24 protein-coding genes and 1 riboswitch are annotated in these 25,347 nt (G+C 68.1%); of the genes, 14 read left to right on the top strand and 10 right to left on the bottom strand.

Going from position 1 to position 25,347, the window contains the following annotated elements:
* Positions 1 to 3: 3 nt before the first annotated feature.
* On the bottom strand, positions 4 to 1,221 hold the full coding sequence (locus L0C60_RS05485; protein WP_243092595.1) for a 2,3-bisphosphoglycerate-independent phosphoglycerate mutase: 1,218 nt from the start codon (positions 1,219 to 1,221) through the stop codon (positions 4 to 6).
* A gap of 32 nt (positions 1,222 to 1,253) precedes the next feature.
* Between L0C60_RS05485 and proS the strand changes: the two genes are divergently transcribed.
* Both proS and L0C60_RS05475 read left to right on the top strand, forming a co-directional pair.
* Positions 1,254 to 2,687: a proline--tRNA ligase gene (gene proS, locus L0C60_RS05480; protein ID WP_234503016.1), complete on the top strand. Its 1,434-nt coding sequence runs from the start codon at positions 1,254 to 1,256 to the stop codon at positions 2,685 to 2,687.
* Position 2,688: 1 nt separating this feature from the next.
* A complete protein-coding gene (locus tag L0C60_RS05475; protein WP_234503019.1) occupies positions 2,689 to 4,425 on the top strand; it encodes a GNAT family N-acetyltransferase in 1,737 nt (578 codons plus the stop codon).
* Here L0C60_RS05475 and L0C60_RS05470 read toward each other — a convergent pair.
* On the bottom strand, positions 4,391 to 4,756 hold the full coding sequence (locus tag L0C60_RS05470; protein WP_234503022.1) for an ASCH domain-containing protein: 366 nt from the start codon (positions 4,754 to 4,756) through the stop codon (positions 4,391 to 4,393). The genes L0C60_RS05475 and L0C60_RS05470 overlap by 35 nt on opposite strands.
* A 23-nt stretch (positions 4,757 to 4,779) precedes the next feature.
* Between L0C60_RS05470 and nth the strand changes: the two genes are divergently transcribed.
* On the top strand, positions 4,780 to 5,433 hold the full coding sequence (gene nth, locus L0C60_RS05465; protein WP_234503024.1) for an endonuclease III: 654 nt from the start codon (positions 4,780 to 4,782) through the stop codon (positions 5,431 to 5,433).
* A gap of 16 nt (positions 5,434 to 5,449) precedes the next feature.
* A complete protein-coding gene (locus tag L0C60_RS05460; RefSeq protein WP_234503027.1) occupies positions 5,450 to 6,592 on the top strand; it encodes an MFS transporter in 1,143 nt (380 codons plus the stop codon).
* A gap of 13 nt (positions 6,593 to 6,605) precedes the next feature.
* Here the strand turns inward: L0C60_RS05460 and L0C60_RS05455 are convergent, their stop codons facing one another.
* Entirely contained in the window at positions 6,606 to 7,757 is a 1,152-nt protein-coding gene (locus L0C60_RS05455) for a hypothetical protein (protein ID WP_234503030.1), read from the bottom strand.
* A gap of 183 nt (positions 7,758 to 7,940) precedes the next feature.
* On the opposite strand from L0C60_RS05455, the gene L0C60_RS05450 reads away from it, so the two are divergent.
* From L0C60_RS05450 to L0C60_RS05430, 5 genes are all read left to right on the top strand, one after another.
* The gene (locus L0C60_RS05450; protein WP_243092594.1) at positions 7,941 to 9,605 is read left to right on the top strand and encodes a tetratricopeptide repeat protein; all 1,665 of its coding nucleotides are present in this window, start codon (positions 7,941 to 7,943) and stop codon (positions 9,603 to 9,605) included.
* 9 nt (positions 9,606 to 9,614) lie between these two features.
* Positions 9,615 to 10,964, top strand: coding sequence for a S8 family peptidase (locus L0C60_RS05445; RefSeq protein WP_234503035.1), 1,350 nt, complete (start codon positions 9,615 to 9,617; stop codon positions 10,962 to 10,964).
* Positions 10,965 to 10,974: 10 nt separating this feature from the next.
* Entirely contained in the window at positions 10,975 to 12,195 is a 1,221-nt protein-coding gene (locus tag L0C60_RS05440; RefSeq protein WP_234503038.1) for a molybdopterin molybdotransferase MoeA, read from the top strand.
* Positions 12,196 to 12,271: 76 nt separating this feature from the next.
* Positions 12,272 to 13,807, top strand: coding sequence for a DEAD/DEAH box helicase (locus tag L0C60_RS05435; protein ID WP_243092593.1), 1,536 nt, complete (start codon positions 12,272 to 12,274; stop codon positions 13,805 to 13,807).
* 56 nt (positions 13,808 to 13,863) lie between these two features.
* A complete protein-coding gene (locus L0C60_RS05430) occupies positions 13,864 to 14,907 on the top strand; it encodes an LLM class flavin-dependent oxidoreductase (protein WP_234503045.1) in 1,044 nt (347 codons plus the stop codon).
* Here the strand turns inward: L0C60_RS05430 and L0C60_RS05425 are convergent.
* From L0C60_RS05425 to L0C60_RS05395, 7 genes are read right to left on the bottom strand one after another with little or no spacing between them, the layout of a single operon-like run.
* Positions 14,885 to 15,934: a sulfate adenylyltransferase gene (locus tag L0C60_RS05425; RefSeq protein ID WP_234503048.1), complete on the bottom strand. Its 1,050-nt coding sequence runs from the start codon at positions 15,932 to 15,934 to the stop codon at positions 14,885 to 14,887. The genes L0C60_RS05430 and L0C60_RS05425 overlap by 23 nt on opposite strands.
* Positions 15,935 to 15,937: 3 nt before the next feature.
* Positions 15,938 to 16,657 (bottom strand): uroporphyrinogen-III C-methyltransferase, encoded by a 720-nt coding sequence (gene cobA / locus L0C60_RS05420; RefSeq protein WP_234503051.1) that lies wholly within the window; start codon positions 16,655 to 16,657, stop codon positions 15,938 to 15,940.
* The gene (locus L0C60_RS05415) at positions 16,650 to 17,390 is read right to left on the bottom strand and encodes a sulfite exporter TauE/SafE family protein (RefSeq protein ID WP_234503053.1); all 741 of its coding nucleotides are present in this window, start codon (positions 17,388 to 17,390) and stop codon (positions 16,650 to 16,652) included. Before L0C60_RS05415 ends, cobA begins: the two co-directional genes overlap by 8 nt.
* Position 17,391: 1 nt before the next feature.
* Positions 17,392 to 18,060 carry a phosphoadenylyl-sulfate reductase gene (locus L0C60_RS05410; RefSeq protein WP_234503056.1) on the bottom strand — a complete coding sequence of 223 codons (669 nt, stop codon included), beginning with the start codon at positions 18,058 to 18,060 and terminating at the stop codon, positions 17,392 to 17,394.
* Complete coding sequence (locus L0C60_RS05405; RefSeq protein WP_234503058.1) at positions 18,048 to 18,692, bottom strand: precorrin-2 dehydrogenase/sirohydrochlorin ferrochelatase family protein; 645 nt, start codon at positions 18,690 to 18,692, stop codon at positions 18,048 to 18,050. The genes L0C60_RS05410 and L0C60_RS05405 overlap by 13 nt, the downstream gene beginning before the upstream one ends.
* Positions 18,689 to 19,450, bottom strand: coding sequence for a uroporphyrinogen-III synthase (locus L0C60_RS05400; RefSeq protein WP_234503062.1), 762 nt, complete (start codon positions 19,448 to 19,450; stop codon positions 18,689 to 18,691). The genes L0C60_RS05405 and L0C60_RS05400 overlap by 4 nt, the downstream gene beginning before the upstream one ends.
* A gap of 18 nt (positions 19,451 to 19,468) precedes the next feature.
* Complete coding sequence (locus L0C60_RS05395) at positions 19,469 to 21,199, bottom strand: nitrite/sulfite reductase (RefSeq protein WP_234503066.1); 1,731 nt, start codon at positions 21,197 to 21,199, stop codon at positions 19,469 to 19,471.
* A gap of 132 nt (positions 21,200 to 21,331) precedes the next feature.
* A riboswitch (TPP riboswitch) is annotated at positions 21,332 to 21,441 on the top strand.
* A 69-nt stretch (positions 21,442 to 21,510) separates the two neighbouring features.
* Between L0C60_RS05395 and thiE the strand changes: the two genes are divergently transcribed.
* The 5 genes from thiE to thiC are packed head-to-tail and all read left to right on the top strand — an operon-like array spanning position 21,511 to position 25,344.
* Complete coding sequence (gene thiE / locus L0C60_RS05390; protein WP_234503069.1) at positions 21,511 to 22,131, top strand: thiamine phosphate synthase; 621 nt, start codon at positions 21,511 to 21,513, stop codon at positions 22,129 to 22,131.
* Entirely contained in the window at positions 22,118 to 22,312 is a 195-nt protein-coding gene (thiS, locus tag L0C60_RS05385) for a sulfur carrier protein ThiS (RefSeq protein WP_234503072.1), read from the top strand. The genes thiE and thiS overlap by 14 nt, the downstream gene beginning before the upstream one ends.
* Before the next feature lie 19 nt (positions 22,313 to 22,331).
* Entirely contained in the window at positions 22,332 to 23,114 is a 783-nt protein-coding gene (locus L0C60_RS05380; protein ID WP_234503075.1) for a thiazole synthase, read from the top strand.
* Complete coding sequence (locus L0C60_RS05375) at positions 23,111 to 24,040, top strand: NAD(P)/FAD-dependent oxidoreductase (protein ID WP_234503078.1); 930 nt, start codon at positions 23,111 to 23,113, stop codon at positions 24,038 to 24,040. Before L0C60_RS05380 ends, L0C60_RS05375 begins: the two co-directional genes overlap by 4 nt.
* Positions 24,037 to 25,344, top strand: a complete 1,308-nt coding sequence (gene thiC, locus L0C60_RS05370; protein WP_234503081.1) for a phosphomethylpyrimidine synthase ThiC — start codon at positions 24,037 to 24,039, stop codon at positions 25,342 to 25,344. Before L0C60_RS05375 ends, thiC begins: the two co-directional genes overlap by 4 nt.
* Positions 25,345 to 25,347 lie beyond the last annotated feature (3 nt).

Genomic DNA, 25,347 nt, shown 5'->3' with positions numbered 1-25,347 from the left:
ATTTTAGGCCCCATACTTCAATAGCCGCCCGGCGTGGGCCAGGAGGAGGGGCATGAGCTCCACCCCCCTTAGGTGGCCGAGGCTTCCCTTCAGGGCCTCGGCCTCCGTGAAGCGCCTCGCCTCGTCCCGCCGCAGGTAGGGGGCCTTGAGGAGGAGGGGCACGGGGTGCCAGGAGTGGGCCTTGAGGAGGGCGGGGGTGGAGTGGTCCCCGGTGAGGGCGAGGACCTCGGGCTTTAGGGCGAGGAGCTCGGGCAGGAGGGCGTCAAAGCGCTCAATCTCCCGCACCTTGCCATAGAAGTCCCCGTCCTCCCCTTTGGCGTCCGTCTTCTTGAAGTGGAGGTAGAAGAACTCGTACCGCTCCCAGTTCTCCCGCAGGGCCTTGATTTTCCCCTCGTGGGCGTCCCCTTCCCCCTCCACGGGGAGGACCTCCATGCCCACCAGGGCGGCGAGGCCCTTGTACATGGGGTAGCTGGCGATGGCGGCGGCCTTTAGACCATACACCTCCTGGAAGCCGGGGAAGCGGGGCCTCTTGGAGGCCCCGCGGAAGAGGGCCCCGTTGAGGCGGGGTTCGTCCTTGAGCACCTCCCGGATGCGCTGGGAGAGGAGGTTGAGGACGTGGGCGGTCTTCTGGGAGGCCTCGTCCAGGGGCTTGGCCTCCAAGGGGGGAAGGCCCGCCTTCTGCGGGTCGGTGTCCGTCACGCCATCCCCCAGGCCCTCGCCCCGTAGGATCACCAAGAAGCGGTGCTCGCTTTCCGTGTAGAAGTGGACCTCCACGTCCTCTATCCGGGGGATGGCCTCCTTTAGCTTGGCGATGACCCTTTGGTTTTCCTCCGTGGAGGGCCTGCCCGCCCGGCGGTCCACCACCTTCCCCTCGGCGTCCAAGGTGGCGAAGTTGCCCCTTAGGGCGATGTCCCCTTCCCGGAAGTCCGCCCCCAGGCCCAAGGCGCTCAGGGCCCCCCGGCCTACCAGGTAGCGGAAGGGGTCGTAGCCGAAAAGGGCCAGGTGCCCGGGGCCCGAGCCCGGGGCGAGGCCCGGGTGGACGGGGGTGAGAAGGCCCAGGGCGCTTTCCTGGGCTAGCCGGTCCAGGTTGGGGGTTTGGGCTGCCTCCAGCTCCGTGGGGCCTCCCAGCTCCAGGGGAAGCCCCCCCACGCCGTCCAGGACCACGAGGAGGATCTTGCCGCCGGGTTGGTGAAGCTCCTTGAGAACGGGGATAAGGTCCATGGGGCCATTTTACTGGGGTATGATGGGCGGGTATGGCGAAGGAGAAGGGCCTAACCCCTCAGAGCCAAGACTTCAGCGAGTGGTACCTCGAGGTCATCCAGAAAGCGGAGCTCGCCGACTACGGGCCGGTGAGGGGCACCATCGTGGTCCGCCCCTACGGCTACGCCATTTGGGAGAATATCCAACAGGTCCTGGACCGCATGTTCAAGGAGACGGGCCACCAAAACGCCTACTTCCCCCTCTTCATCCCCATGAGCTTCCTCAGGAAGGAGGCGGAGCACGTGGAGGGGTTTTCCCCCGAGCTTGCCGTGGTGACCCATGCCGGGGGGGAGGAGCTGGAGGAGCCTTTGGCGGTGCGGCCCACCTCGGAAACGGTCATCGGGTACATGTGGTCCAAGTGGATCAAGAGCTACCGGGACCTGCCCCAGCTCCTAAACCAGTGGGGGAACGTGGTGCGTTGGGAGCTTCGCACCAGGCCTTTCCTGCGCACCAGCGAGTTCTTGTGGCAGGAGGGCCACACCGCCCACGCCACCCGGGAGGAGGCGGAGGAGGAGGTGCGAAGGATGCTCGGCATCTACGCCAAGCTCGCCCGGGAGTACGCCGCCATCCCCGTGGTGGAAGGGAGGAAGACGGAGAAGGAAAAGTTCGCCGGGGCGGTCTACACCACCACCATTGAGGCCATGATGCGGGACGGGAAGGCCCTGCAGTCGGGCACGAGCCACTACCTGGGGGAGAACTTCGCCCGGGCCTTTGACATCAAGTTCCAGGACAAGGACCTCCAGGTGAAGTACGTGCACACCACCAGCTGGGGGCTTTCCTGGCGCTTCATCGGGGCCATCATCATGACCCACGGGGACGACCAGGGCCTCGTCCTTCCTCCCCGCCTGGCCCCCATCCAGGCGGTCATTGTTCCCATCTACCGGGAGGAGAGCCGGGAAAAGGTCCTGGAGGCGGCCCATGACCTCAGGCGCCGCCTCTTGAAGGCGGGGGTGCGGGTCCACCTGGACGACCGGGACCAGTACACCCCGGGGTACAAGTTCCACGAGTGGGAGCTCAAGGGGGTGCCTTACCGGGTGGAGCTCGGCCCCAAGGACCTCGAGGCGGGCGAGGCGGTGCTGGCAAGCCGCCTGGGAGGGAAGGAGAGGGTTTCCCTGGAGGCCTTGCCCGCCCTCTTGCCCCAAAAACTGGACGAGTTCCACGAGGCCCTCTACCAAAGGGCCCTGGCCTTCCGCGAGGCCCACACCCGCAGGGTGGACACCTACGAGGCCTTCAAGGAGGCGGTGCAGGAGGGGTTCGCCCTGGCCTTCCACTGCGGGGACAAGGCCTGCGAGCGGCTCATCCAGGAGGAAACCACCGCCACCACCCGCTGCGTGCCCTTTGAGGGGGAGCCGGAGGAGGGGGTCTGCGTGCGGTGCGGGAAGCCTGCGGCCTACGGCAAGCGGGTGGTCTTCGCCAAGGCCTACTGACGTGCGGGTCCTGGGGCGCAGGGTCTACTGGCGCTGGTACGGGGAGGTGCTCCTGGAAGGGGGCACCGTCCTCCGCATGTCGGGGGACGCCGCCAAGTGGCTTCGCCCGGGGGACCGGGTGCGCCTAAGCACGGAGTTCAAGAAGCCCCTCCTGGGCTTTGACGAGTACGCCCTGGAGGGGGCCTTCCCCATCTGGCCCCCCTTTAGCCGGGAACTCGTGCACGTGCGGGAAAGCCCCTTGGGCGGGGAGGCCTACCGCTACCGCCTTAGGGTGCGGGAGGCCACGTACGAGGGGGACTTTGAGGCCATCGCCGAGCTGGAGCAGTTCCACTACGCCTCGGAGAAGGAGGTGGTGGCCCTTTGGGTCTGCACCCGGTGCCAGAAAACCCTTCTGGCCAACACCAAGCCCGTTTGCGACTGCGGGGGAGAGGCGCGGCTTAAGGAGATTCGGGGCTCCACCCCGGCAAGCCGCTTTCTGGTGCTGGAACTCTTGGAGCGCCTCCCCTTTGAGCCCAAAATCCTCGGCTACCTGCGCCTAGACCCGCCCATCCCCCGCATGCACCGCAAGACCCCCGAAGGGGTGGAGCGGGACATCCGGGAAAGGATTTTTCCCAAGGACTGGTTCCACCCCACCTACGAGGGGGGAGGCGACTGGGAGGAGGCTTTAGACCGGGTCAATACCGCCGCCGCCCGCATCGCCCGGGTGGTGGTCCACCCCGACTACCGCTCGGAGGGCTTTGGGAAGCTTCTCGTGGAGATGGCCTTGGCGTGGGCCAAGGAGCGGGGTGCCCCCGAGGGGAGGCGGGAGAAGCACCTCGTCTACACCATCGCCCAGATGGCCCGCTACCACCCCTTCTTTGAAAAGGTGGGCTTCCGCTACCTCTTTGAAACCGCCTCGGGGCGGCCCGTGCTCTTCTATCCCCTAACCGAGGAGGCGAAGGCCTACTTGGAGTGCTTCCTCCGGGAGGACCCCTACGCCCGGGCCCACGGGGGGCGGCTCTTCCGGCCCCGGTTTGGGCGGGTGGCGGGGCTAAAGGGGCCCATAAGGCTCCAAGGGGTCCACAAGGCCTACCGGAGCCACTTAGACCTGGAGGGCCTCCCTCCGGAGGTGCAGGAGGCCTTGGCCGCCTTCGGGGTAAGGGCCCGGGTGGTGGAGCGGGCGGTGCTAAGGGGTGCGGATTTGGAAATCCCCCCGGGAAGCCTGGTGGTCCTGGCGGGGGCGAGCGGGGCGGGGAAGACCACCCTGCTCCGCCTCCTCCTGGGCGAGCCCCCGGACCTGGGCCGGGTGGTCCTTCCCCCGGGCAGGCGCGTGGCGTACATCCCGGGGGAGCGGGAGGTGGCGCTGGGGGAGGGGGCGGTCCTCGAGGCGGTCTACCGGAAGCTCGGGGACGTGGGGGCGGCCATTGAGGTCCTGAACCGCGTGGGGCTTTCCGACGCCGTGCTCTACCGGGCAAGGCCCAAGGAGCTTTCCACGGGGCAGAGGGAGCGCTTCCGCCTGGCCCTCCTCTTGGCTGAGAGGCCCGACCTTGTCCTCATAGACGAGTTCGCCGCCCACCTGGACGTGCCCACCGCCCGGCGGGTGGCCCTGGGCCTAGGGAAGTTGTGCCGGGAAGCGGGGATCACCTTGGTGGCCGCTACCCACCGCCCCGAGGTCATCGCTGCCTTGGACCCCGACCTTCTGGTCTTCGTGGGCTACGGGGGGCTCACCACGGTACCTCGGACAGGTCCACGAACATGACCCGGCCCTTGCGCCGGGGAACCCAGAGGGGCTTCTCGTAGCGGAAGGCGTTCTCCAAGACCCAGGCGTAGAGGGGGGCATCTTCGGCGTAGGCCCGGAGGAAGGCCTCCTCCGCTTGGTGCTTGGCGAAGTGGGGCAGGAGCTCTTCCACGCTGAAAGGGCCTTCCACCCCCACCAGGTCCGCCTGGCCAATGAGCCTCCCTCCCGTGACGATGCCCAAGGGACCTCGGTGGCGGGCGTAGCGCTTGCGGATCTCCCAGGTCTTCTTGCCGTCCACGATGAGGCTGGCGTAGGGCTCGCGCACGATGAGCCCGATTTTGGGCCTTTCCACGGCCCCATTGTAGAGTAGGGGGCGTGGGTTGTCCGAGGGAAGGCGAAAAGGAGAAGAAGGCTAGGGCCCTCGCCATCCTGAAGGCCCTCAAGGAGGCCTATCCCGGTGCCCGCACGGAGCTTCGGCATAATAGCCCCTTCCAACTCCTCGTGGCCACGGTCCTTTCCGCCCAGGCCACGGACAAAAGCGTGAACGAGGCCACCCCGGCCCTCTTCGCCCGCTTCCCCGACGCCCGGGCCCTGGCGGAGGCCACCCCGGAGGAGGTGGAGCCCTATATCAGGCGCATCGGGCTTTACAAGACCAAGGCCAAGAACCTGGTGGCCTTGGCGAAGCGGCTTGTGGCGGAGTATGGGGGCGAGGTGCCTAAGGACAAGGAGGCCCTCATGCGGCTTCCCGGGGTGGGCTGGAAGACGGCCACGGTGGTCCTGGGGGCGGCCTTCGGCATCCCCGGCATCGCCGTGGACACCCACGTGGCGCGGCTAAGCCGGAGGCTTTGCCTCACGGAAGCCAAGCGCCCGGAGAGGATCGGGGCTGACCTGGAAAGGCTTTTCCCCAGGGAGGACTGGGTTTTCGTCCACCACGCCTTGGTCCTCCACGGCCGCTACGTGTGCACGGCGAGGAAGCCCCGTTGCGGCGCCTGCGTCCTCGCCCCCTTTTGCCCAAGCCGGGAGGCTTAGGCCAAGGAGGTATTCGTTGAAGGGGCTTTCCCCCGCGTACCGCTTTGTGCTGGCGAGCTTTCTTTGGTCCTTCGGGGCCAACCTGGTTTACTTTTTCCTGAACTTTCACCTCGAGGCCCTGGGGTACACCCGGGCCCACATCGGCTACGCCCAGGCACTCCTCCTCCTCGTGGGGGTGGTGTCCGCCCTGCCCCTTGCCTACCTCATCCCCCGCCTGGGCTACCTGAAAAGCCTTTACTTGGCCTTCTTCCTGGCGGCGGGGAGCGGGGTGCTCCTCGGGCTTGGCCTTTTGGTCTTTCCCGCCCTCGGGGGGTACGGCCTGGCGGGGGCGCTCTTGCAGGGGGCGGCGGCCCCCCTCATGGCGCGGCTCGTGCCCCCGGAAAGGCGGGTGGCCCTTTTCAGCCTGCAGGCGGCCCTCACCACGGCGAGCGGCTTTTTCTCCACCCTGCTCGCCGGCCTCCTCTCCGAGTGGGTGGGGGCCAGGCACGTCCTCCTTTTCGCCCTGCCCTTCTTCCTCCTGGCCGTGCCCTTGGCGCTGGGCTTGCCGGAAGGGGAGGGGAAGGTCCCGCGGCTAAAGGGGCGGTTTGGGGTGTGGCTTCGCCTCCTCGTGCCCCAGGTGGTCATCGGCTTTGGGGCGGGGCTCGTCATCCCCTTTTTGAACCTTTACCTGAAGGAGAAGTTCGGGCTCACCTACGGGGCCACGGGCCTCGTCTTCGCCCTTTCCTCCTTGGCCACGGGCGGGGCCATGCTCCTCCAGCCCCTCTTGGTCCATAGGGTGGGGAAGCTTGGGGCCATCGTCTGGGTGCAGGCCCTCTCCCTTCCCTTCCTCGCCCTTTTGGCCTGGGCCCCTTGGCTTCCCGTGGTCACCTTGGCCCTTTTGGTGCGGGGGGCCCTGATGAACGCTGCCGGGCCCGTCTACGCCGCCTTGGTCATGGACTACTTACCCGAGGAGGAGCGCGCGGGCTTCTTCCTGGTGGAGTCGGCCCTTTGGAGCCTCCTCTTCGCCCTAGGAAGCGCCCTTTCCGGCAAGCTCCAGGCCGCCCTAGGGCTTGGTGCCTTCCACTACCTCTTTGGGGCCACCTTGGCCCTTTACGCCCTGGGCATCGCCCTCTGGCCCTGGGCCTTCCGGCAAAAGGCCCCGCCTGGAGGCGGGGCCTAGGGGAGGGTGCCGCCTAAGGTTGGGTGTAGGAGCCGCCTGCGCTTTCGGCTTCTAGCTCCAGGGCGGTGCCGCGGTCCACGAGGTCAAAGCCAAACCCTTGGGGAATGGGGTCGGCGGCCAGGAGGTGGCCAAGGGGTTGGTCCACACCCAGGGCTACCGCTTGCCAGTTGACCGGGTCTCCGCTTGCGGGCTTGAGGGCGCTAAGCCCAGCGATGCTTGTGGGGTCAGGCAGGGCGTAGTTGGTTCCTCCCAGGGCCCCCTGGCTCACGAAGTGCTGCCAGGAGGACCCGGTGGGCCAGCTCAGCACCAGGAGGTAGCCCCGGAGGTCTATTCCCCCGGAGAAGCCGCTTGCGGAGAGGGCCTGGAAGGTGGGAAGGTCTCCTGGGGCCGGTGTGGGCACGGTGGGGGTGAAGGTGAGGCTTGGCGCGCTGATGTTCACCGTGGAGGGTAGGTTCGGGGCGGGGATGCGCTTCAGAGCGGCGCTAGAACCGCTAAAGGTTAGAACCTGGTAGAGGTCGCTTGAAAGGGAGCTAGGTTTGGGGAAGGAGGAGCCTGTACCCAAGAAGATGTTCACCTCCCTGCCCAGAAGGTTGGCCTGGGCGGGGCTGGAGGTGGTGAAGGTTGCGCTCACCGGGCTCACGTTGATCGGGGGGATGCCCGTGGTGGTGGGGGTGATGTTGAAGAAGCCCCGTCCAAAGTAGTAGGTACCTCCCACTTCCCCGAAGATGGCCACTTCCCGGTTCTGGCCCACGGGGACACGGAAGGCGTTATCAATATCGTTGATTGAGCCGTCTGTTCCTTCGTCCGAAAGGGACGCCATTGTTGTGGCTGAGTAAGCTGTGGCGTACCCTCCGCTAAAATCCCGGCTGCTGGTGTTGTCGTCGGGTTGGTTTAGATTGGCCTCCGGGCCCGCGTACCCCCCGTAACAGCGCACTTTGAAAGAGGTGGCTTCCTGCAGGGTAAGCTCGTAGCTTACGGCCTGTACCTGCTGGGAGCTTAGCGTGCCAAAGGTAGGGCAACGGAAGACCACGGTGTAGCGGTCCTGCCCTGCGGGGACGGTGAAGGTGTAGATGCCGAGCCCGCTGGGATTTAGGGGTTGGAAGGGGCCGTTGCCCACCCGGTAGGCGGCGGCGGTGGCGTTGATGGGCTCGCTAAGCCCGTTCACCAGCTGGACCTGTACCTGGGTACCGCTGGGCCCTCCCCCATTGCAAGCGGCAAGGAGGGCGCTTCCAAGAGCCAGTGCCTGCCAAAGCCTTTGCACCTGGGATCACCTCCCGGCTTTTAGGAGAGCAAAGGGGGCGTGAACGGCGCCTGAGCGGAGGGTGAACGGGTTGGGTAGCATGGGGGCATGCCCCTTCTCCGCACCTTGGGAGGGCCCGAGCTTGAAGGGATGCGGTTTGGCCGGGAGAAGCCCCTGCTCCTCCTGGCCTACCTGGCGGTGGAGGGCCCTAAGCCCCGCCGCCACCTGGCGGAGCTCTTCTGGCCCCGGGCCCGGGATGCCCTCAACAGCCTGGCCGTGGCCTTGTTGCAGCTTCGCCCGCTTGGGGTGGTGGTGGGGGAGGAGGTGTTGGCCGCCCGGGTGGACCTAGACCTGCCCCTCGTCTTCCAGGCCCTTAAGGAGGGGAGGGTAGAGGAGGCCCTGCGTCTTTACCGCGGGGCTTTCCTGGAACGCCTTACCCTAAGGCTTCCGGAGGAACTGGAGGAGTGGGTGTGGCGCAAACGGGAAGCGGTGGCGCGAAAGGTGGCCCAGGGGGTCAAGCGCGCTGCCACGGGTTTAGCCGCCCTAGGCTTTTGGGAGGAAGCGGAGGCCCTTTGGGAGCGCCTCGCTTCCCTACCCGGGCTGCTTGAGCCCCCGCGCCTACCCCGCTTGGCGCGGTTCCTCTTGCCTGAGGAGGACCGGCGGGCCTTCTTCCGCCTACTCCTTGGTGGGGAGATACCTGGGGGGGAAACCCTGGTCCGGCTGCGGCTTCGGGGCCTTGTGGACGCCAGGGGCAGGCCTCTCCTGGAGCCCCCTTTAGGCCTCGAGGCCCGGGAAGAAGCCCTCGTGTTGGCGCGAAGGCGCCCGTTGAGGGAGGCGGCGTACCTGTACCGCCTGGCTTCGCCCTTGCTCCGAGGAGAGGACCTGGGGCGGGCGGTGGAGGCCTTTTTGGCGGAGGCCCAGGCCCTTCTCTCCCGCAATCCCAAAGACGTGTTGCGCCTTTTGGAGGGCGCCCCCGACCTTCCTCCCATCCGCCTTCAGCGCGCCCGGGCGTTGGAGCGGCTTGGGCGCTTCAGGGAAGCCCTGGAGCTCTTGAGGGGCCTTCCCGAAACCGAAGAGGTGCGCCTCTTGAGGGGCATCATCGCCTTCCGTCTGGGTCGGCGAGAAGAGGCCTGGCGGGTCCTGGAGGGTGCGAAGGAGGGCTCGGCGGAGGCTTGGAACCTAAGGGGGTATCTCCTCCTTGGGGAAGGCAGGTTCCAGGAGGCGGCGGAGGCCTTTGCCCGGGCGGCGGTGCGTTTCCTGGCCCAGGGGGAGGAGGAGCGCTATGCGGGGGCTTTGGGCAACCGCGCCCTGGCTCTGGCCGAGGGCCAGGTGGCGCGCGAGGTGGTAGAACGGGCCTTTCAGGAGGCGCTTTCGGGGGCCAAGGGGGCCTTGGCCCGCGCTAGACTCCTCCTCAACCTGGGGGTTTTCCGGGAGCGGCTGGGCGACGTTGCCGTTGCGGAAAGCCTCTACCGTGAGGCTTTGGAACTTGGGGAGGAGGGGGGAAGCCTCGAGGTGCTGGGCCGGGCCTGGAACAACCTGGGCGCCCTCTACCATCGCCAGGGGCGCAGGGAAGAGGCGGAGGATGCCTACCAAAGGGCCCTTCTCCTAGCCCGGGAGGCGGGGGAGGTGGTGCTCACGGCGGCGGTGCTGGCGAACTTGGCCGAGCTACGGGGGGAGGGGGCTTTCCTGGAGGAGGCGGTGGCCCTCCTGGCGGAAGCGGGGCACGAGGCCCTTGCCGAGCGGTACCGGGAGCGCATGGCCCGCCTTGGATAAAATTCCCCTATGGAGACCAAACCTGCCCCCGATGTGCCCTGGGGCTTGTTGGGGGGGTTGCTGCTGCTTTTGGGCGGGGCCTTTCTTTTCGCCCTAGGTCTTTTCCAGGAGAAGGTTGCCTCCTTGCCTCCGGGGGTCCTTTATCCCCGCAGGGCTATGGTGGGGGAGGAGGTGCGCCTGGGTATTGGGGAGCTTTCCCCAGAGAGGGTCCGCGTGACCGTGGATGGGGTGGAGGCCGCGGTGGTGGAGCGGCGGCCCGGGGAGGTGCGTTTCCGGGTTCCAGGGGTTCCCGGGGGAAAGCGGCGGGTCCGGGCGCAGGGGAGCCCCGCGGTGGAGGCGGAGCTGGTGGTCTTGGGCCAGGTGGTGCGGGAAGAGGCGCTCCTCTTCCTGCCGGAGGGGAAGCCAGTGAGCCTGCCCCCTGGCTTTCGGGTGTTGGAGGAGGGAAGCTTAGGACCGTGCGGCCTGCGGTTCTACCGGTTGGGTGTGGGGGGCCTTCCCTTGGGCCTTGCCCTAGAAACCCTCGAGGCCCAAGACCCCATGTACAAGGCGGATCCGGAAAGCCTCTGGTCGTTGGACCTGGAGGGGGTTGAACCTGTTGGGGCAGGCGGCTTTTGGGTGCGGGGCTTCCGAGGGGGAAGCGTGGCGGTGGCGGTGCTGGACACCGGGGTGGAGGCTCTTCCCGAAGGGCGGTTCCTCCCCGGGTACGACTTCGTGGAAGGGGATGCCCTCCCCCAGGACGCCTTTCCCGGTGGGCACGGCACGCAGGTGGCCTCCCTGGTCCTGCGGGTGGCCCCGGAGGCCCAAATCATGCCCGTGCGGGTGTGCGACAGCCAAGGGGTATGCCGGGCAAGCCGCGTGATCCAGGGGATCTGCTACGCCCTTGGGGGGCCTAGGCCCCTGGTCCTCAACCTGAGCCTAGGGGGAGACACGCCGGTGGAAGCCCTGGAAGGCCTGTTGCGCAGGGCCTTGGCGGAAGGGGTGGGGGTGGTGGCGGCGGGGGGCAACCAGGGGCCTCGGGGCCCCGCCCACTACCCCGCCGCCTTTGACCTCCCAGGGCTTTTGGCCGTGGGCGCCTTGGACGCCCGCTTCCAAGGGCCTGCGGCCTTCAGCACCTGGGGGCCATACCTGGACCTCCTTGCCCCGGGGGAAGGGTTGGCTTGCCGGGGGCCGGGGGGCAAGGAGGCGGTGTGCCGGGGAAGCTCCTTTGCCGCGCCTTGGGTAGCGGGAGCCTTGGCCCTCCTCATGGAGGAAAGGCCAGGCTTGCCTCCTAGAGCCTACGAGGAGCTTCTCAAATCCTGGGCCAAGCCCCTTCCCTATCCCGAGGAGGCGGTGGGGGCGGGGGCTTTGCGCCTACCTTAAACTTTGGGTTATGCGCGCGAACCTCAGCGTGGAGGAAGCCCTAGCCCTGGTGCTTTCGGAGGCCAAGGCGCCTTTGCCCGTGGAGGAGGTTCCCTTAAGGGAGGCCTACGGCCGGGTCCTGGCGGAGGACCTCGCCTCCCGGGTGGACCACCCGGACCAGGACGATACCGCCGTGGACGGCTACGCCTGCCGGGAGGAGGACACCCTTGGGGCTTCGCAGGCGAACCCCGTGCGCCTTCGGGTCATCGGGGAGTCCCCGGCGGGGCGGCCCTTCGGGGGCAGAGTGGGGAAGGGGGAGGCGGTGGCGGTGTACACGGGAGCCCCCATTCCCCAGGGGGCCAACGCCGTTGTTCGGGTGGAGGACACGCGGCGGGAAGGGGAGGACGTCCTCCTCTTCGCCCCGGCGAGCCCCAAGGACATCCGGCCCAAGGGGGATGACCTGAAGCGGGGAGAGGTCTACCTGAGGCGGGGGGATTTCCTCACGCCCGGGAGGCTGGGCCTGGCGGCGGCCATGGGCTACCCCCGCCTCAGGGTCTTCCGCCGGCCCCGGGTGGGGATCCTCTCCACGGGGGACGAGGTGGTGGAACCGGGGGAGCCCTTGCCCTTTGGTGGGGTGTACAACTCCAACGCCTATAGCCTCCTGGGGTTGGTCCTCGAGGCGGGGGGCGAGCCCGTCCTCCTGGGCAAGGTGGCGGACCGCCCCGAGGAGGTGCTGGCCCGCTTGGAGGCGGCGGGGCCTTTGGACCTCCTCCTCACCTCAGGCGGGGTTTCCATGGGGGAATACGATGTGGTGCGCAAGGTCTTGGAGGAAAGGGGGGAGGTGGTCTTCTGGAAGGTGAAGCAGCAACCCGGAGGGCCCTTGCTCCTTGCCCGGCTTGGGGGCCTGCCCGTCTTGGGCCTCCCGGGCAACCCCGTGTCCAGCATGGTCACCTTCTTCCTCTACGGGAGGCCCTTCCTCTTCCGCCTCCAGGAGCGCACCGACCCCCCTTACCGCTCCCTGAAGGCCAAGGCCCTCACCCCCTTCAAGGGGGCCAAGGGGAAGAAGGTCTTCCGGCGGGGGGTGCTCTCCTTTGAGGAGGAGCTCGTGGTGCGCACCACGGGCAACCAAAGCAGCGGGGTCCTCCGCTCCATGGCCTTCGGCAACGCCTTGGTGGTCCTCCCCCCGGACCAGGACGCCCGGGAGGGGGAGGTGGTGGAGGTCATCCCCTTGACATGCGTGCTCGTGCTTTAGTTCACTAAACTCAAAAGGTTTTACGGGCTTTACCCCTCCTTTTCGGGCGCGGGTGGGGCCCGGGAAGCGAGCGAGAATGGAGTTCAAAGACTTTCCCCTGAAGGAAGAGATCAAGGAAGCCTTGGCCCGGCGGGGCATTACCGCCCCTACCCCCATTCAGGCGGCCGCCCTCCCCTTGGCCCTGGAGGGCAAGGACCTCATCGGCCAGGCCCGCACGGGCACCGGCAAGACCCTGGCCTTCGCCCTGCCCATCGCCCAGGCCCTGGAGCTGAGCCCCGTGCGGGGAAGGAAGCCCAGGGCCCTCATCCTCACCCCCACCCGGGAGCTTGCCCTCCAAGTGGCGGGGGAGGTGGCGGCGGTGGCCCCCCACCTCAAGGTGGTGGCGGTCTACGGGGGCACCGGCTACGGCAAGCAGAAGGAGGAGCTGGCCCGGGGGGCGGACGTGGTGGTGGCCACCCCGGGGCGGGCCCTGGACTACCTAAGGCAAGGGGTCTTGGACCTTTCCGAGGTGAAGATCGCCGTCTTGGACGAGGCGGACGAGATGCTTTCCATGGGCTTTGAGGAAGAGGTGGAGGCCATCCTTTCCGCTACCCCTCCCGCGCGGCAGACCCTCCTCTTCTCCGCCACCCTGCCTTCCTGGGCCCGGAGGCTCGCCGAGCGCTACATGAAAGCCCCCGTGGTCATCAACGTGGTGCGGGAGGAGGGGGTTACCTACCAGGAGGAGGCCATCCTGGCCCCGGGGGACCGGCTGGCCCTGCTTTCCGACCTCCTTTACGTGAAGGCGCCCAAGCGGGCCATCGTCTTCACCCGCACCAAGGCGGAAACCGAGGAGGTGGCCACGGGGCTCCTGCGCCTGGGCCATCCGGCCCGGGCCATCCACGGGGACCTTTCCCAGACGGACCGGGAGCGGGTCATGCGGGCCTTCCGCGAGGGGGAGGTGCGGGTTCTGGTGGCCACGGACGTGGCCGCCCGGGGCCTGGACATCCCCGAGGTGGACCTGGTGGTCCACTACCGCCTGCCCGACAAGGTGGAAACCTACCAGCACCGTTCGGGACGCACGGGCCGGGCCGGGCGAGGGGGCGAGGTGGTGGTCCTTTACGGGGCCCGGGAGAAGCGGGAGCTCTCGGAGCTGGAGCGGGCGGTGGGCCGCACCTTCAAGCGGGTGAACCCCCCCACCCCCGAGGAGGTGCTGGAGGCCAAGTGGCACCACCTCCTGGCCCGCCTGGCCCGGGTGCCGGAGCGGGACTACAAGCCCTATCTGGACTTTGCCGGGAGGCTTTTCGCCGAGGGGCGGGTGGAGGTGGTGGCCGCCATCATGGCCCTCCTCTTGGGCGGGGCGCCCAAGGAGAAAAGCCTCCTCACGGGGGAGGAGGGCTGGCTCACCTTCAAGGCTACAGGGCCCCGGCTTACCCTGCCCCGGCTTGTGGCCCTCTTGAAGGAGCGGGGCCTCGAGGTGGGGAAGATCGCCCAAGGGGAGGAGGGTTTCTACGTGGACCTCCGTCCCCAGGACCTGCCCCGGCTGGCCGAGGTGCAGGGGATCAAGCTGGAAAGGGCCAAGCGGGTGGAGGCCTTGCCCGAGGCCGCACCCAGCCGGCGCCGGGCACGGGCGTAGGGCCCAGGGTGGCCTAGGGCGCTTTCAAAAATAAAGCGTTCGCCTATCCTCAGGGCATGGAGCTGGGCCTTTACACCTTTGGCGAGCGCACCTTTGACCCCGGGCTGGGCCGCCCTCCCACGGCGGAGGAAAGGCTAGAGCGCCTTTTGGAGGAGGCGGAGCTGGCCGACGAAGTGGGGCTTTCCCTCTTCGCCGTGGGGGAGCACCACCGGGAGGACTACGTGGTTTCGGCCCCGGCGGTGGTGCTGGCCGCCCTAGCGGCCCGCACGCGGCGCATAAGGCTTGCCAGCGCCGTGGTGGTCCTTTCCTCCGAGGACCCCATCCGGGTATTTGAGCAGTTTGCCACCTTGGACCTCCTCTCGGGGGGCAGGGCGGAGCTTTGGGTGGGGCGGGGTTCGTTTGTGGAGTCCTTCCCGCTTTTTGGGTACGACCTCCGGGACTACGAGGCCCTTTTTGAGGAGAAGCTTGCCCTTCTCCTGAAGCTCCGGGAAGAGGAAAGGGTCTTTTGGCCCGGGGGGCGCTTCACCAAGCCCATCCCCGGCCTTGGGGTGTACCCGAGACCCAAGCAGAACCCCCTGCCCCTTTGGGTGGCGGCGGGGGGGAGCCCCGAGTCGGCGGTGCGCGCCGGGAAGCTCGGGCTTCCCTTGGTCCTCGCCATCATCGCCGGAAGCCCCAAGCGCTTCCTGCCCTTCGTGGAGCTTTACCGGAAAACGGCCCTGGAACACGGCCACACCTCCAGGCTCGCCCTTGCGGCCCACGGCTTCTTGGCCGAGGACGACGCCGAGGCCTTCCGCCTTGCCGCTCCCGCCTTCCTGGAGGTGATGAACCGGATCGGGCGGGAGCGGGGCTGGCGGCCTGTGGACCTCAGCTACTTCGCCTGGTCCCGGGGCCTCGAGGGGGCCGACTTCATCGGCGACCCCCTTAGGGTGGCGGAGAAGGCCCTTTACTGGTACGAGCTCTTCCGCCCTGAAGGGCTCGTGCTCCAGCTCACCGTGGGCACCCTGCCCCACACTAAGGTGCTTCGGGCCATTGAGCTTTTGGGCGGAGAGGTCCTGCCCCGGGTGCGGAAAGCCCTCGCTACACCCCCTGCCGCAGGATAGGGAGGAGTTCGGGCCGCACCAGCTCGGGGGGTGGAGCCTTCCCTTCCCGCAGGAGGGCGCGCACCTTGGTCATGCTGATGGAAAGGCGCTTTTCCCGGTGCGCTTCGGGGCAGGTCCTTTCCGAGGCGATGCCGCCGCAGAGGGCGCAATGGAAGACGGCCCCCACCCGGAGGATCTCTATGCCCAAGGGGGGAAGCTCGTCAAAGATGCGGTGGGCGGCGTAGGGATCGTAGAAGTCCCCCACCCCGGCGTGGTCCCGGCCCACCAGGAAGTGGGTGGCCCCGAAGTTCTTGCGCACCAGGGCGTGGAAGACCGCTTCTTTGGGCCCGGCGTAGCGCATGGGGGTGGCGAGGCCGAAGAGGGCCACCCGGTTTTGGGGGAGAAACCCATGGATGAGGGCCTGGTAGGCCTGGAGGATCACCTCCGTGGGGAAGTCGTCCGCCTTCTTGGCCCCCAGGATGGGGTGGACGAGAACCCCGTCCGCCAGCTCCAGGCCGAGCCGGATCAGGTACTCGTGGGCCCGGTGGGGGGCGTTGCGGGTCTGGAAGGCCACCACCCGCCTCCACCCCCATTCCCGGAAGAGGGCCTTGGCCTCCTCGGGGGTTTTCTCCAGAGGGCTACGCGCCCTGAACTTTAGGACTTCCACCTTCCCCCCCAGGGCATAAGGGCCTTTGGCGTAGAGCCGGGCCACCCCGGGGTGGGCCTCGCTTTCCGTGCCGAAGACCTGCTTGGCCAGGCGCCTCAGGTCCAAGGCGTACACATCCTGCACGTGTAGGAGCGCCACCCGTTCCCCTCCGTGGACCAGGGCCACGGTGTCCCCTGGGCCCACCCGGGGTTTCTCGGGGGTCTGCAGGAGGATGGGAAGGGTCCAGACCTCCCCCGTGGGCAGGCGCATGGTTTCGGCCACGCTCAGGGCCTCCTCCCGGGTCAAGAAGCCTTGGAGGGGGGCGAAGGCCCCCGTGGCCAGGTTTTCCAGGTCCAGGCGCTCGTCCTCGCCAATCTCCAACGTGGGAAGCGTATCCACCATGGGCTACCTCCGTAGAAGCGCTTCGGCTTCTAAGCGGGCCTCCTCAAAGACCCGCACCGCTTCTCCCAGGATCCAGAGGGCGGGGGCTTCCACGGCCACCTTGCCTTGGGCTACCTCGCCCAGGCGGGCGGGGATGCGGCGCTCCTTAGGCGTGGTGGCCTGTTCCACGAAGAGGGTGGGCTCTTCTGGATTCCGGCCTAGACGTAGGAGTTCCTGGGCGATCCAGACCCGCCTTTTTACCCCCATGAGCACCACCAGGGTGGGAGCCTGGGCGAAGGGCCGGAGGTCGGGGTAGCCGCCCCCTTCCACCACGCCGGACACGGCGGCGAAGCCGTGGGCCAGGCCCCGGTGGGTGAGGGGCAGGCCCGTAGCGAGCAGGCTGCTCACCCCCGGTACCACCTCCACGGGGATCCCGTGCCGCAGAAGGAAAAGCGCTTCCTCCCCGCCCCGGCCGAAGACGAAGGGGTCCCCGCCCTTCAGGCGCACCACAAAGGGGTAGCGGCGGGCGTAGTGGAGGAGGAGGCGGTGGATGGCGGCCTGCTTCCCGCTTTCCCCCTCCTCCTTCCCCACGTAGACCTTCTTCCCCGGGGCGAGGTCCAGGATGCGCCCGTCCACCAGGCGGTCGTGAAGGACCACGGGGGCCTCCTGGAGGAGGCGGTGGGCCTTGAGGGTGAGGAGCTCGGGGTCCCCCGGGCCTGCCCCCACCAGGTAGACCTTACCCATGCGCCACCCCCCGGTAGATGAGTTGCCCCCCGATGAAGAGGAGCCAGAGGAGGAGGGCGAGCCGCAGGGGCTCCCGGGGTAAGCGGGTGGCGAAGAGGGCCCCCAGGGTGGCGCCCAGGATGCCCCCGGTGCCCAAGGCGAGGAGGAGGCCTGGGTCCACCTGGCCGAAGAGGAGGTGCACCCCGCCCCCCAGGAGGGAGAGGACCAGGCCGAAGAGGAGGTCCGTGCCCACCACCTGCTGGGGGGAAAGCCGGGTGGCGTAGAGGAGGAGGAGGGTGCCCAAGGCCCCGGCCCCGGCGGAGGAGAAGCCCACCTCGAGGCCAATCCCGAAGGCCGCGGGGGGAAGGAGCTTGGGCCTTTCCCTGCCCGCAGCGTGCTTCCGGAAGCTCCGCCAAAGCCCCAAGGCGGCGGAAGCCACCACGGTAAGCCCCACCAGGAGGAGGACGAGGTCCTTGGCCCCTTTGAGCCCGGTGAGGAGGAGGCTTCCCAGGAGCACCCCGGGTACCCCCCCGAGGAGGAGGAGCGCAAGCGCCCTAGGCGCCACCTGCCTCCGGGCGAGGTAAACCCCGCCTGCCGGGATCTTCACCAGGAAACCGAAAAGGAGGGCGGTGCCCACCGCCACCTCCGGGGGGAGGCCTAGGGCCAGGATGAGAAGCGGGGCGGTGATGGTCCCCGCGCCTACCCCCGTGACCCCGATGGCGAAGGCGATGAGAAAGCCCAGGAGAAAGGCCATGCTACCCCTCCTTCCCGTGCAGGTGGATGCCGCACTCCAGCTTGCCCTTGCCCGCCCAACGCCCCGAACGCGGATCGTTTGGATCCAGGGGCTTTGCGGTGCAGGGGGCGCAACCGATGGAGAGGTAGCCTTGGTCGTAGAGGGGAAGGTAGGGCAGGTCCTGCACCGCCAGGTAGGCGAAGACCTCCTTGAGCGTCCAGTCGTAGAGGGGGCTCACCTTCCTAAGCCGGTGGCCCGTAGGGAGCACCGCTTCTTCCAAAGGTTGGAGATTGGCCCGGGTGGGGGACTGCTCCCGCCTAAGCCCCGTGAACCAGGTGTCGTACCCTTCCAGGGCTTGGAAGAGCGGCTCCACCTTGCGGATCTGGCAGCAGCGGTGGGGGTCGCTCTCGTAAAGCCGCCCAAAGCGGGCTTCTTGTTCCTCTCGGGAGAGGGCGGGGGTCAGGTTTACGAGGCGAAAGCCGAGAAGCTTTTGCATCTCGTCCCGGTAGGCGTAGACCTCGGGGAAGTGGTAGCCGGTGTCCAGGAAGAGGACGGGGATGTCGGGCTTGGCTTCCAGGAGGAGGTGGAGCACCACCACGTCCTCCGCTTGGAAGCTGCAGGTGAAGCAAGGGTTTTGGCTATGGGCCAAAGCTTCTTGAACCAAGCTCTTGGCAGCCCTTACCTTGTCCATACTTCCTCCAGGGTTTCCTCTGCTTTGGCTTTGGCCTTGGCCAGGCCGTCCTTGGGGTCCAGGTCCAGTTCCTCCAGGGCCTGGTCCACGATGCGGTACCAAAGCCGCTTCCTTTCCTCAAAGCTCGGGATCTGGGCGATTTTAGGCCTTAGGGTGCGGAGAAAGGCCACAAGTTCCCCATAGGTTTCGGGGAAAAGCTGGGCAAGGCGCTCTTTAAGGCGCACCGCTAGGGCCGGGGCTGCGCCGGAGGTGGAAAGGGCCACGAGGAAATCTCCCCGGCGGAGGACGGCGGGGAGGATGGCGCTGGCGTGTTCTGGATCGTCCACCGCCACCAGGAAGATGCGCCTTTCCTCCGCTTCCCGGCGCACCCGGGGATGGATGGCCTTGTCCTTGGGGTGGCTTACGACCAGGAAGTAGCCCTCGAGGTCCCCCTCCCGGTAGCCCCGCCGGAGCCAGCGGATCCTCCCTTCCCTTTCCAAAGCGGCGAGGCCCCAGGCGTCCTCCTCGGCCAGGACCGTGACCCGGGCCCCGGCCTGGAGGAGGGCGTGGAGCTTGGCCTCGGTCTCGGGACCCCCGGCGATGAGAAGGACAGGGCGGTCCTTGAGGTCTAGCATCAGGGGGAAGTAGGTCATACCGCCTCCTGGAAAAGGGCTTTCTTGAAGCCCTGGAGCATGCTCCCTAAGCGCTCGGTTTCGTCCACGTAGAAGGGCTTTACCCCCCATTCCCTCAGGGCATCCCCCGTGACCCGGCCCACGGCCACCGCCTTCACCTGGGCGTTCAGGGCTTCCCGGAGCGCTTCGGGGTTCTCCGCGCCCTCAAAGAGGAACTCCACCTGGATGGCGGCCACGAAGGCCACGGCGTCCACGGCCCTTTCCCGGATGGCCTCCTCCAGGGCCCGGATGCCCTCAGGGTTAGGCAGGTGGCGGTAGGGCAGGAGGGGGAGGACCTGGTACCCCCTTTCCTCCAGGGCAGCCTCTAGGAGGGGTAAGGGTTTGCCGTAAAGCTGCAGCGCTGCCCTGCCTGGGCCTTGGGGGATTAGGGGGATGAGGCTTGGGCTCGTGCCGTCCCCCGTGGCGTGGGGGGGGAGGCCTTCCTCCCGCAGGATGCGGGCCGCCTTGGCGCCCCGGGCCAGGCGGTGGGCTTGGGCCAAGGGGTCTTTGAGGTCCAGGCCCAGGGCTTTGCCCGCTTCCAGGAGGTCCCGGACCCCAACCCCGGTGGTGGCGAGGAAAAGGTCCACCCCTCGGGAAAGCTCCCGGAGGCGGTCCTGGTACTCGGGTACGGGTACCTTCTCCGTGGTCTGGGCAGGGAGGAGCAGGGGGGTGAAGCCTAGCTTTTCCGCCAGGGCCTTGAACTCCTCCCTCCGCCTTAGGCCAGCGTAGGCGATGCGCATGGTGGCCTCCTATGCCGTCTACACGGCGCATTCCCCGCGCCCAAGCTGCACGCTGAAAGCTTCCCCTTCCGCCCCCAGGTCTTGGTAGAACTCTGGAGCCTCCTCGTAGGGAGGGATGTCTTGGAATTGCTCCAGTAGAGCCTTGAAGGAGGCTCCTCCCACCCGGTCCAGATAGGCTTGGAAGCTCTCCCCGTTTTGCCGTTCCTCCAGGTAGCGTCGGAGCACCGCTTCCACCGCCTCGGGGACCCGGCGGGCGGGAATGCGGCCCACCACCTGGCCGAAGCGGGCCTCCCCTTCCCGGGTCCGCCCGCCCAGGAGGAGGACGTAGTGGGGCACCTCCCGCTCCCCTACCTTGCGGCTAGAGCCGTAGAAGCCGATGTCGGCGATGTGGTGCTGGCCGCAGGAGTTGGGGCAGCCGGAGATCTTGACGCTTATGGCCTTCACCCCTGGGTCCTGGGCCAAGGGGAGAGCCTGGAGCTTCTCCCCCAGGGCCTGGGCCAGGCCCCGGGAGCGGGTGATGGCCAGGTTGCAGGTGTCGGCCCCGGGGCAACGGGTGATGTCCAGGAGGGTGTGGGCCTCGCCGTGGGCGAGCCCCGCTTCCAAAAGGGCCTCGTAGAGCCCGCCCAAGGCCTCCTCGGGCACAAAACGCAGGAGGAGGTTTTGGCTGATGGCGCTCCGGACCTCCCCGGCGTAGGTCTCGGCGATCTCCGCCAGGGCCCTTAGGCCTTCAGGGGTGATGTCCCCTAAGGGGAGGCGGACGGTGACGGTGTAAAAGCCCTCCTGCTTTTGCTTGAAAAGGTTGGTCCGCCGCCAGGCGTCAAAGCCGGGGGCGAAGGAGAAGGGTTTCCTGGGGGGAGAGGGCAGGCGGGGGGGTGGGGCGTCTTCGGGTGGGGCCCAGGCCTCGAGGTCGGCCCCGCTCGCCGTGAGCTTTACCAGGCGCCTTTCCTCCCGCACCGCCTCCCGGAAGGCGGCGATGCCCCACTTCTTCACCAGGAACTTGAGCCGGGCCTGGGTCAGGACCTTGCGGTTCCCGTAGCGGTCAAAGAGGCGGATGATGGCGAGCATGGTGGGGAGGAGGTCCTCCTCGGGGGTGAAGGCTTCCAGGAGTTCGGCGCTCATGGGAGCAGCGCCTAACCCCCCGCCCACGTAGATGCGGAAGCCCCGTTTGCCCCCCTCCACCGCCGCCACCACCCCGATGTCGTGGATGGGGGTGCGGGCGTGGTCCGTGGCGCACCCTTCAAAGGCCACTTTGAACTTCCGGGGCAGGTTCTGCCCCACGGGGTGGCGGAGGAAGTAGCGGTAGGCCCTTTCCGCATAAGGGGTGACGTCAAAGGGCTCCTCGGGGGAGACCCCAGCGTAGGGACAGCAGGTGATGGCCCGGATGGAGTGGCCGCAGGCCTCGCGGGTGGTGAGCCCCACGGCGTTCACCGCCCGGAGGACCTTGGGCACGTCCCGGCGGTGCACGTGGTGGAGCTGCACCGCCTGGCGGGTGGTCACGTGGGCCAGGCGGTTTTCCGTATAGCGTTCGGCCACCTCCGCCAGAACCCGGAGGCCTTCCGGGGTGATGCGGCCCACAGGGAGCTTGATGCGGATCATGTGGTGCTCCGGCCGCCCTCGGATCCCGTAGATCCCGTTCTTGAGCCGGTAGACCCGGAAGTCCTCGGGGTCTTCCTCCCCGGCCTCGAGGCGGGCGATCATCGCCTCCAGGTACCGGATTTCCGCTTCCACCACCTCGGAAAGCCCTGCCATCTTCGCCTCCTCGTCCCCTCCCGGAGGGAGGGTTGCCCGGCATGGTATACCATTGAGCCCATGAATGTCAAGGGTATAAGGCCCTTTGTGCCCCCCCTTCCATTCCCTGGGACTCCTCGTGGTAAAGTAACCCTTGCAGGCTAGGGGTGCCCCAATGGAGGGGCTGAGAGCTGGGTCCTTCCCAGCAACCCTTGGAACCTGATCCGGGTAATGCCGGCGGAGGGAAGCCTATGCGGAAGATCCCCAATCCCCAAAACCCAACACCCCTTGGGCCGCGTGGGCCTTTTCCGCTGGCCTAAGGGGGTGAAAGGTTGCTCGGCAGGCTCTACCTGGTGGTGACCCCACGGCCTTCCTGGACGTGGGAGGAGGTCCTTTCCCGCACCGAGCGGGCCCTGGCGGGCGGGGTGGAGGTTTTGCAGCTCAGGGCCAAGGACTGGGAGGCGAGGCCCATTCTGGAGCTAGGGGAAAAGATGCTGGCCTTGGCCCGGCGCTACGGGGTCCCCTTCTTCCTCAACGATCGCCCGGACCTTGCTGCCCTCCTGGGGGCGGATGGGGTGCACCTGGGCCAGGGGGACCTCACGCCCAGGGAGGCCAGGCGCTTCTTTCAGGGCCTGGTGGGCCGCTCCACCCACGCTCCCGAGCAGGCCCTAAAGGCCCTGGAGGAGGGGGCAGACTACCTGTCCGTGGGGCCGGTGTGGGAAACCCCTACCAAGCCCGGGCGTAAGGCGGCGGGGCTTGGCTACGTCCGCTTTGCCGCGGAGAACCTCGGAGAGAAGCCCTGGTTCGCCATCGGGGGCATTGACCTGAAGAACCTGCCGGAGGTCCTCGAGGCGGGGGCCCGGCGGGTGGTGGTGGTGCGCGCCATCCTGGATGCGGAGGACCCCGAGCGGGCGGCCCGGGCCTTCAGGGAGAGGCTTTATGGTGTGGCTTAACGGCGAGCCCAAGCCCTTGGAGGGGAAGACCCTAAAGGAGGTGTTGGAAGCCTTGGGGGTGGAGCCGGAACGGGTGGCCGTCCTCCTCAACGGGGAGGCTTACCCCGGCAAGGAGCTTCCGCCCCGTGTCCTCCAGGAGGGGGACGAGGTGGAGGTGGTGGCCCTGGTGCAAGGGGGGTAAAGGGGGTAAAGGAGGAGGGATGGACGCTTGGCAGGTGGGACCCATAACGCTCACGAGCCGCCTCATCCTGGGCTCGGGGAAGTTTCGCGACTTCGGGGTGATGCGGGAGGCCCTAAAGGCGGCGAGGGCGGAGGTGGTGACGGTTTCCGTGCGCCGGGTGGAGGTGGGGGCCCCGGGACACGTGGGGCTTTTGGAGGCTTTAGAGGGGGTGCGCCTCCTCCCCAACACCGCCGGGGCACGCACGGCGGAGGAGGCGGTGCGGCTGGCCCGGCTCGGCCGCCTCCTCACGGGGGAGAACTGGGTGAAGCTGGAGGTCATCCCCGACCCCGCCTACCTCCTCCCCGACCCCGTGGAGACGCTGAAGGCGGCGGAGATCCTCCTCCAGGAGGGCTTCTTTGTCCTGCCCTACATGGGGCCGGACCTGGTCCTGGCCAAAAAGCTCGCCGCTTTGGGCACGGCCACGGTGATGCCCTTGGCCGCGCCCATCGGCTCGGGATGGGGGGTAAAGACGCGGGCCCTTTTGGAGCTCTTCGCCCGGGAGCGCCCAAGCCTCCCGCCCGTGGTGGTGGATGCGGGGCTTGGGCTTCCCTCCCATGCGGCGGAGGTCATGGAACTGGGGCTGGACGCCGTTTTGGTGAACACCGCCATCGCCGAGGCCCAGGACCCGCCCGCCATGGCCGAGGCCTTCCGCCTGGCGGTGGAGGCGGGCAGGAAGGCCTACCGGGCGGGGCCCATGCGGCCTAGGGAGGGGGCGAGCCCCTCAAGCCCCACGGAAGGGGTGCCCTTGGGGAGGCCGGGGTGAGGGCCGAGGTGGCGGTGGTGGGGGCGGGCATCATCGGAACCCTCGCCGCCTATGAGCTTGCCAAGCGGGGCCTCGAGGTCCTCCTCCTGGATGCGGAGAAGCCCGGGGCCGCCACCCTGGCGAGCGCCGGGATGCTCGCCCCTTACCCCGAGGGCCTTTCGGGGGAGCTCTTGGAGGCGGGGCTTTTCGCCCTGGAGTATTACCGGGACCTCTTGGCGGAGCTTGGGGAGAAGGGCTTTGCCGTAGAAGCGGGCTTTTCCGGCACCTACGTGGCCGCCTTGAGCCCAGGGGAGAAGGAGGCCTGGGAGGCAGAAGGCCCCCCGCCCTACCCGGTGCGGGGAGCTTTGGGGGCCAGGGCTTTCCCCGGGGGGTATGTCCACCCACGGGCCCTTAGGGAGGCCCTTTTGGCCTCGCTTCGGGGCATGGGGGTGCCCTACCTGAAGGCCGAGGCCCAGGGGGTGCGGGAGGGGCGGGTGGTCCTTCCCGAAGGGGAGGTGCGGGCCCGGCGCATCCTCCTCGCCGTGGGGGCCTGGGGGGAGCGGTTTGGCCTCGGGGTGCGCCCCCTCAGGGGGGAGGCCCTCCTCCTCCAGGGACCTCCTCCCCCCGGCCCGCTCTTCGCCGGGGAAGGGTACCTCCTGCCCCGGGAGGGTGGGGTCTACGTGGGGGCCACGGGCCGGGAGGGGTGGGGGGCAGGGGTGGACCTCTTCGGGCTTCGGTGGCTTGCGGACTACGCCCACGAGCGCTTTCCCCTCCTGGAGGGGGCCCGCTTCCGGGAGGCGGTTTGGGGGTATAGGCCCATGGGGGAGGTCTTCGTGGGGGAGGTGGGGGAGGGGGTCTACGCGGCCACGGGGCATGGCCGCAACGGGGTCCTCCTCGCCCCTTGGACGGCGAGGCGGCTTTTGAAGCTCATGGAGGTGGAAGGATGACGCAGTTGGAGGCGGCAAGGAAAGGGATCGTCACCGAGGAGATGGCTTACGTGGCGGAGCAGGAGGGGGTTTCCCCCGAGTTCGTGCGGGAAGGGGTGGCGGCGGGAAGGATCGTGATTCCGAGGAACCCCAACCACCGCACCCTGAGGGACTTCAAGGGGATCGGGGAGGGGCTTTCCGTGAAGGTGAACGCCAACCTGGGCACCTCCTACGATTACGTGGACGTGGAGGAGGAGGTGGAGAAGGCCCGGGTGGCCATCCGTTACGGGGCGGACACCGTCATGGATCTCTCCACCGGGGGGGACTTGAAGGAGATAAGGCGGCGCATCCTCGAGGTGGCCACCGTTCCCCTGGGCACCGTGCCCATCTACGAGGCGGAGTTCCGGGCCGCCAAGCGCAAGAACTTCTTTGACATGTCCCCCGATGAGCTCTTTGAGGTCATTGAGGAGCACGGGAAGGAGGGGGTGGACTACATCACGGTGCACGTGGGCGTCACCCTAAAGAACCTAGAGGTCTACCGGCATGCCCCCCGCACCACGGGCATCGTAAGCCGGGGCGGGGGGCTCATGGCCGCCTGGATGCTCCACCGCGGGGAGGAGAACCCCCTTTACGCCCGCTTTGACGACCTCTTGGACATCGCCCGCACCTACGATATGACCCTCTCCCTGGGGGATGGGCTTAGGCCGGGCTCCCTGGCGGACAGCACCGACCGGGCCCAGATCGCCGAGCTCCTCACCATCGGCGAGCTGGTGGAAAGGGCCAGGCGGGCTGGGGTCCAGGCCATGGTGGAAGGGCCAGGCCACATCCCCCTGAACGAGGTGGCCACCAACGTCCAGATCCAGAAGAAGCTCACGGGGCATGCCCCCTTTTACATCCTTGGCATGCTCCCCGTGGACACCGCCGCCGGCTTTGACCACATCGCCGGGGCCATCGGCGGGGCCTTGGCGGGCTGGATGGGGGCGGACATGCTCTGCTACCTGACCCCGGCGGAGCACCTGGGCCTGCCCACGGCGGAGCACGTGAAGGAAGGGGTGATCGCCTTCAAGATCGCCGCCCACGCCGCCGACGTGGCCCGGGGGAACCCGAGGGCGCTGGAGCGGAACCGGCGGATGTCCGAGGCCCGCTACCGCCTGGACTGGGAGGCCCAGTTCGCCCTCGCCCTCTTTCCCGAGGAGGCCAGGCGGCTTAAGGAGGAGCGGGGAAGCCGCACCAAGGCCTGCAGCATGTGCGGCCCCTTCTGCCCCATGAACCTGGTGGAGGCGGTGCTGCGGGGTCGGGAGCGCCTCGAGCTTCCGGTAGCCTAAGGG

It is taken from the genome of Thermus hydrothermalis, from assembly GCF_022760925.1.
GTDB lineage: Bacteria > Deinococcota > Deinococci > Deinococcales > Thermaceae > Thermus > Thermus hydrothermalis.
This window is presented reverse-complemented; position numbering and strand designations above follow the sequence as displayed.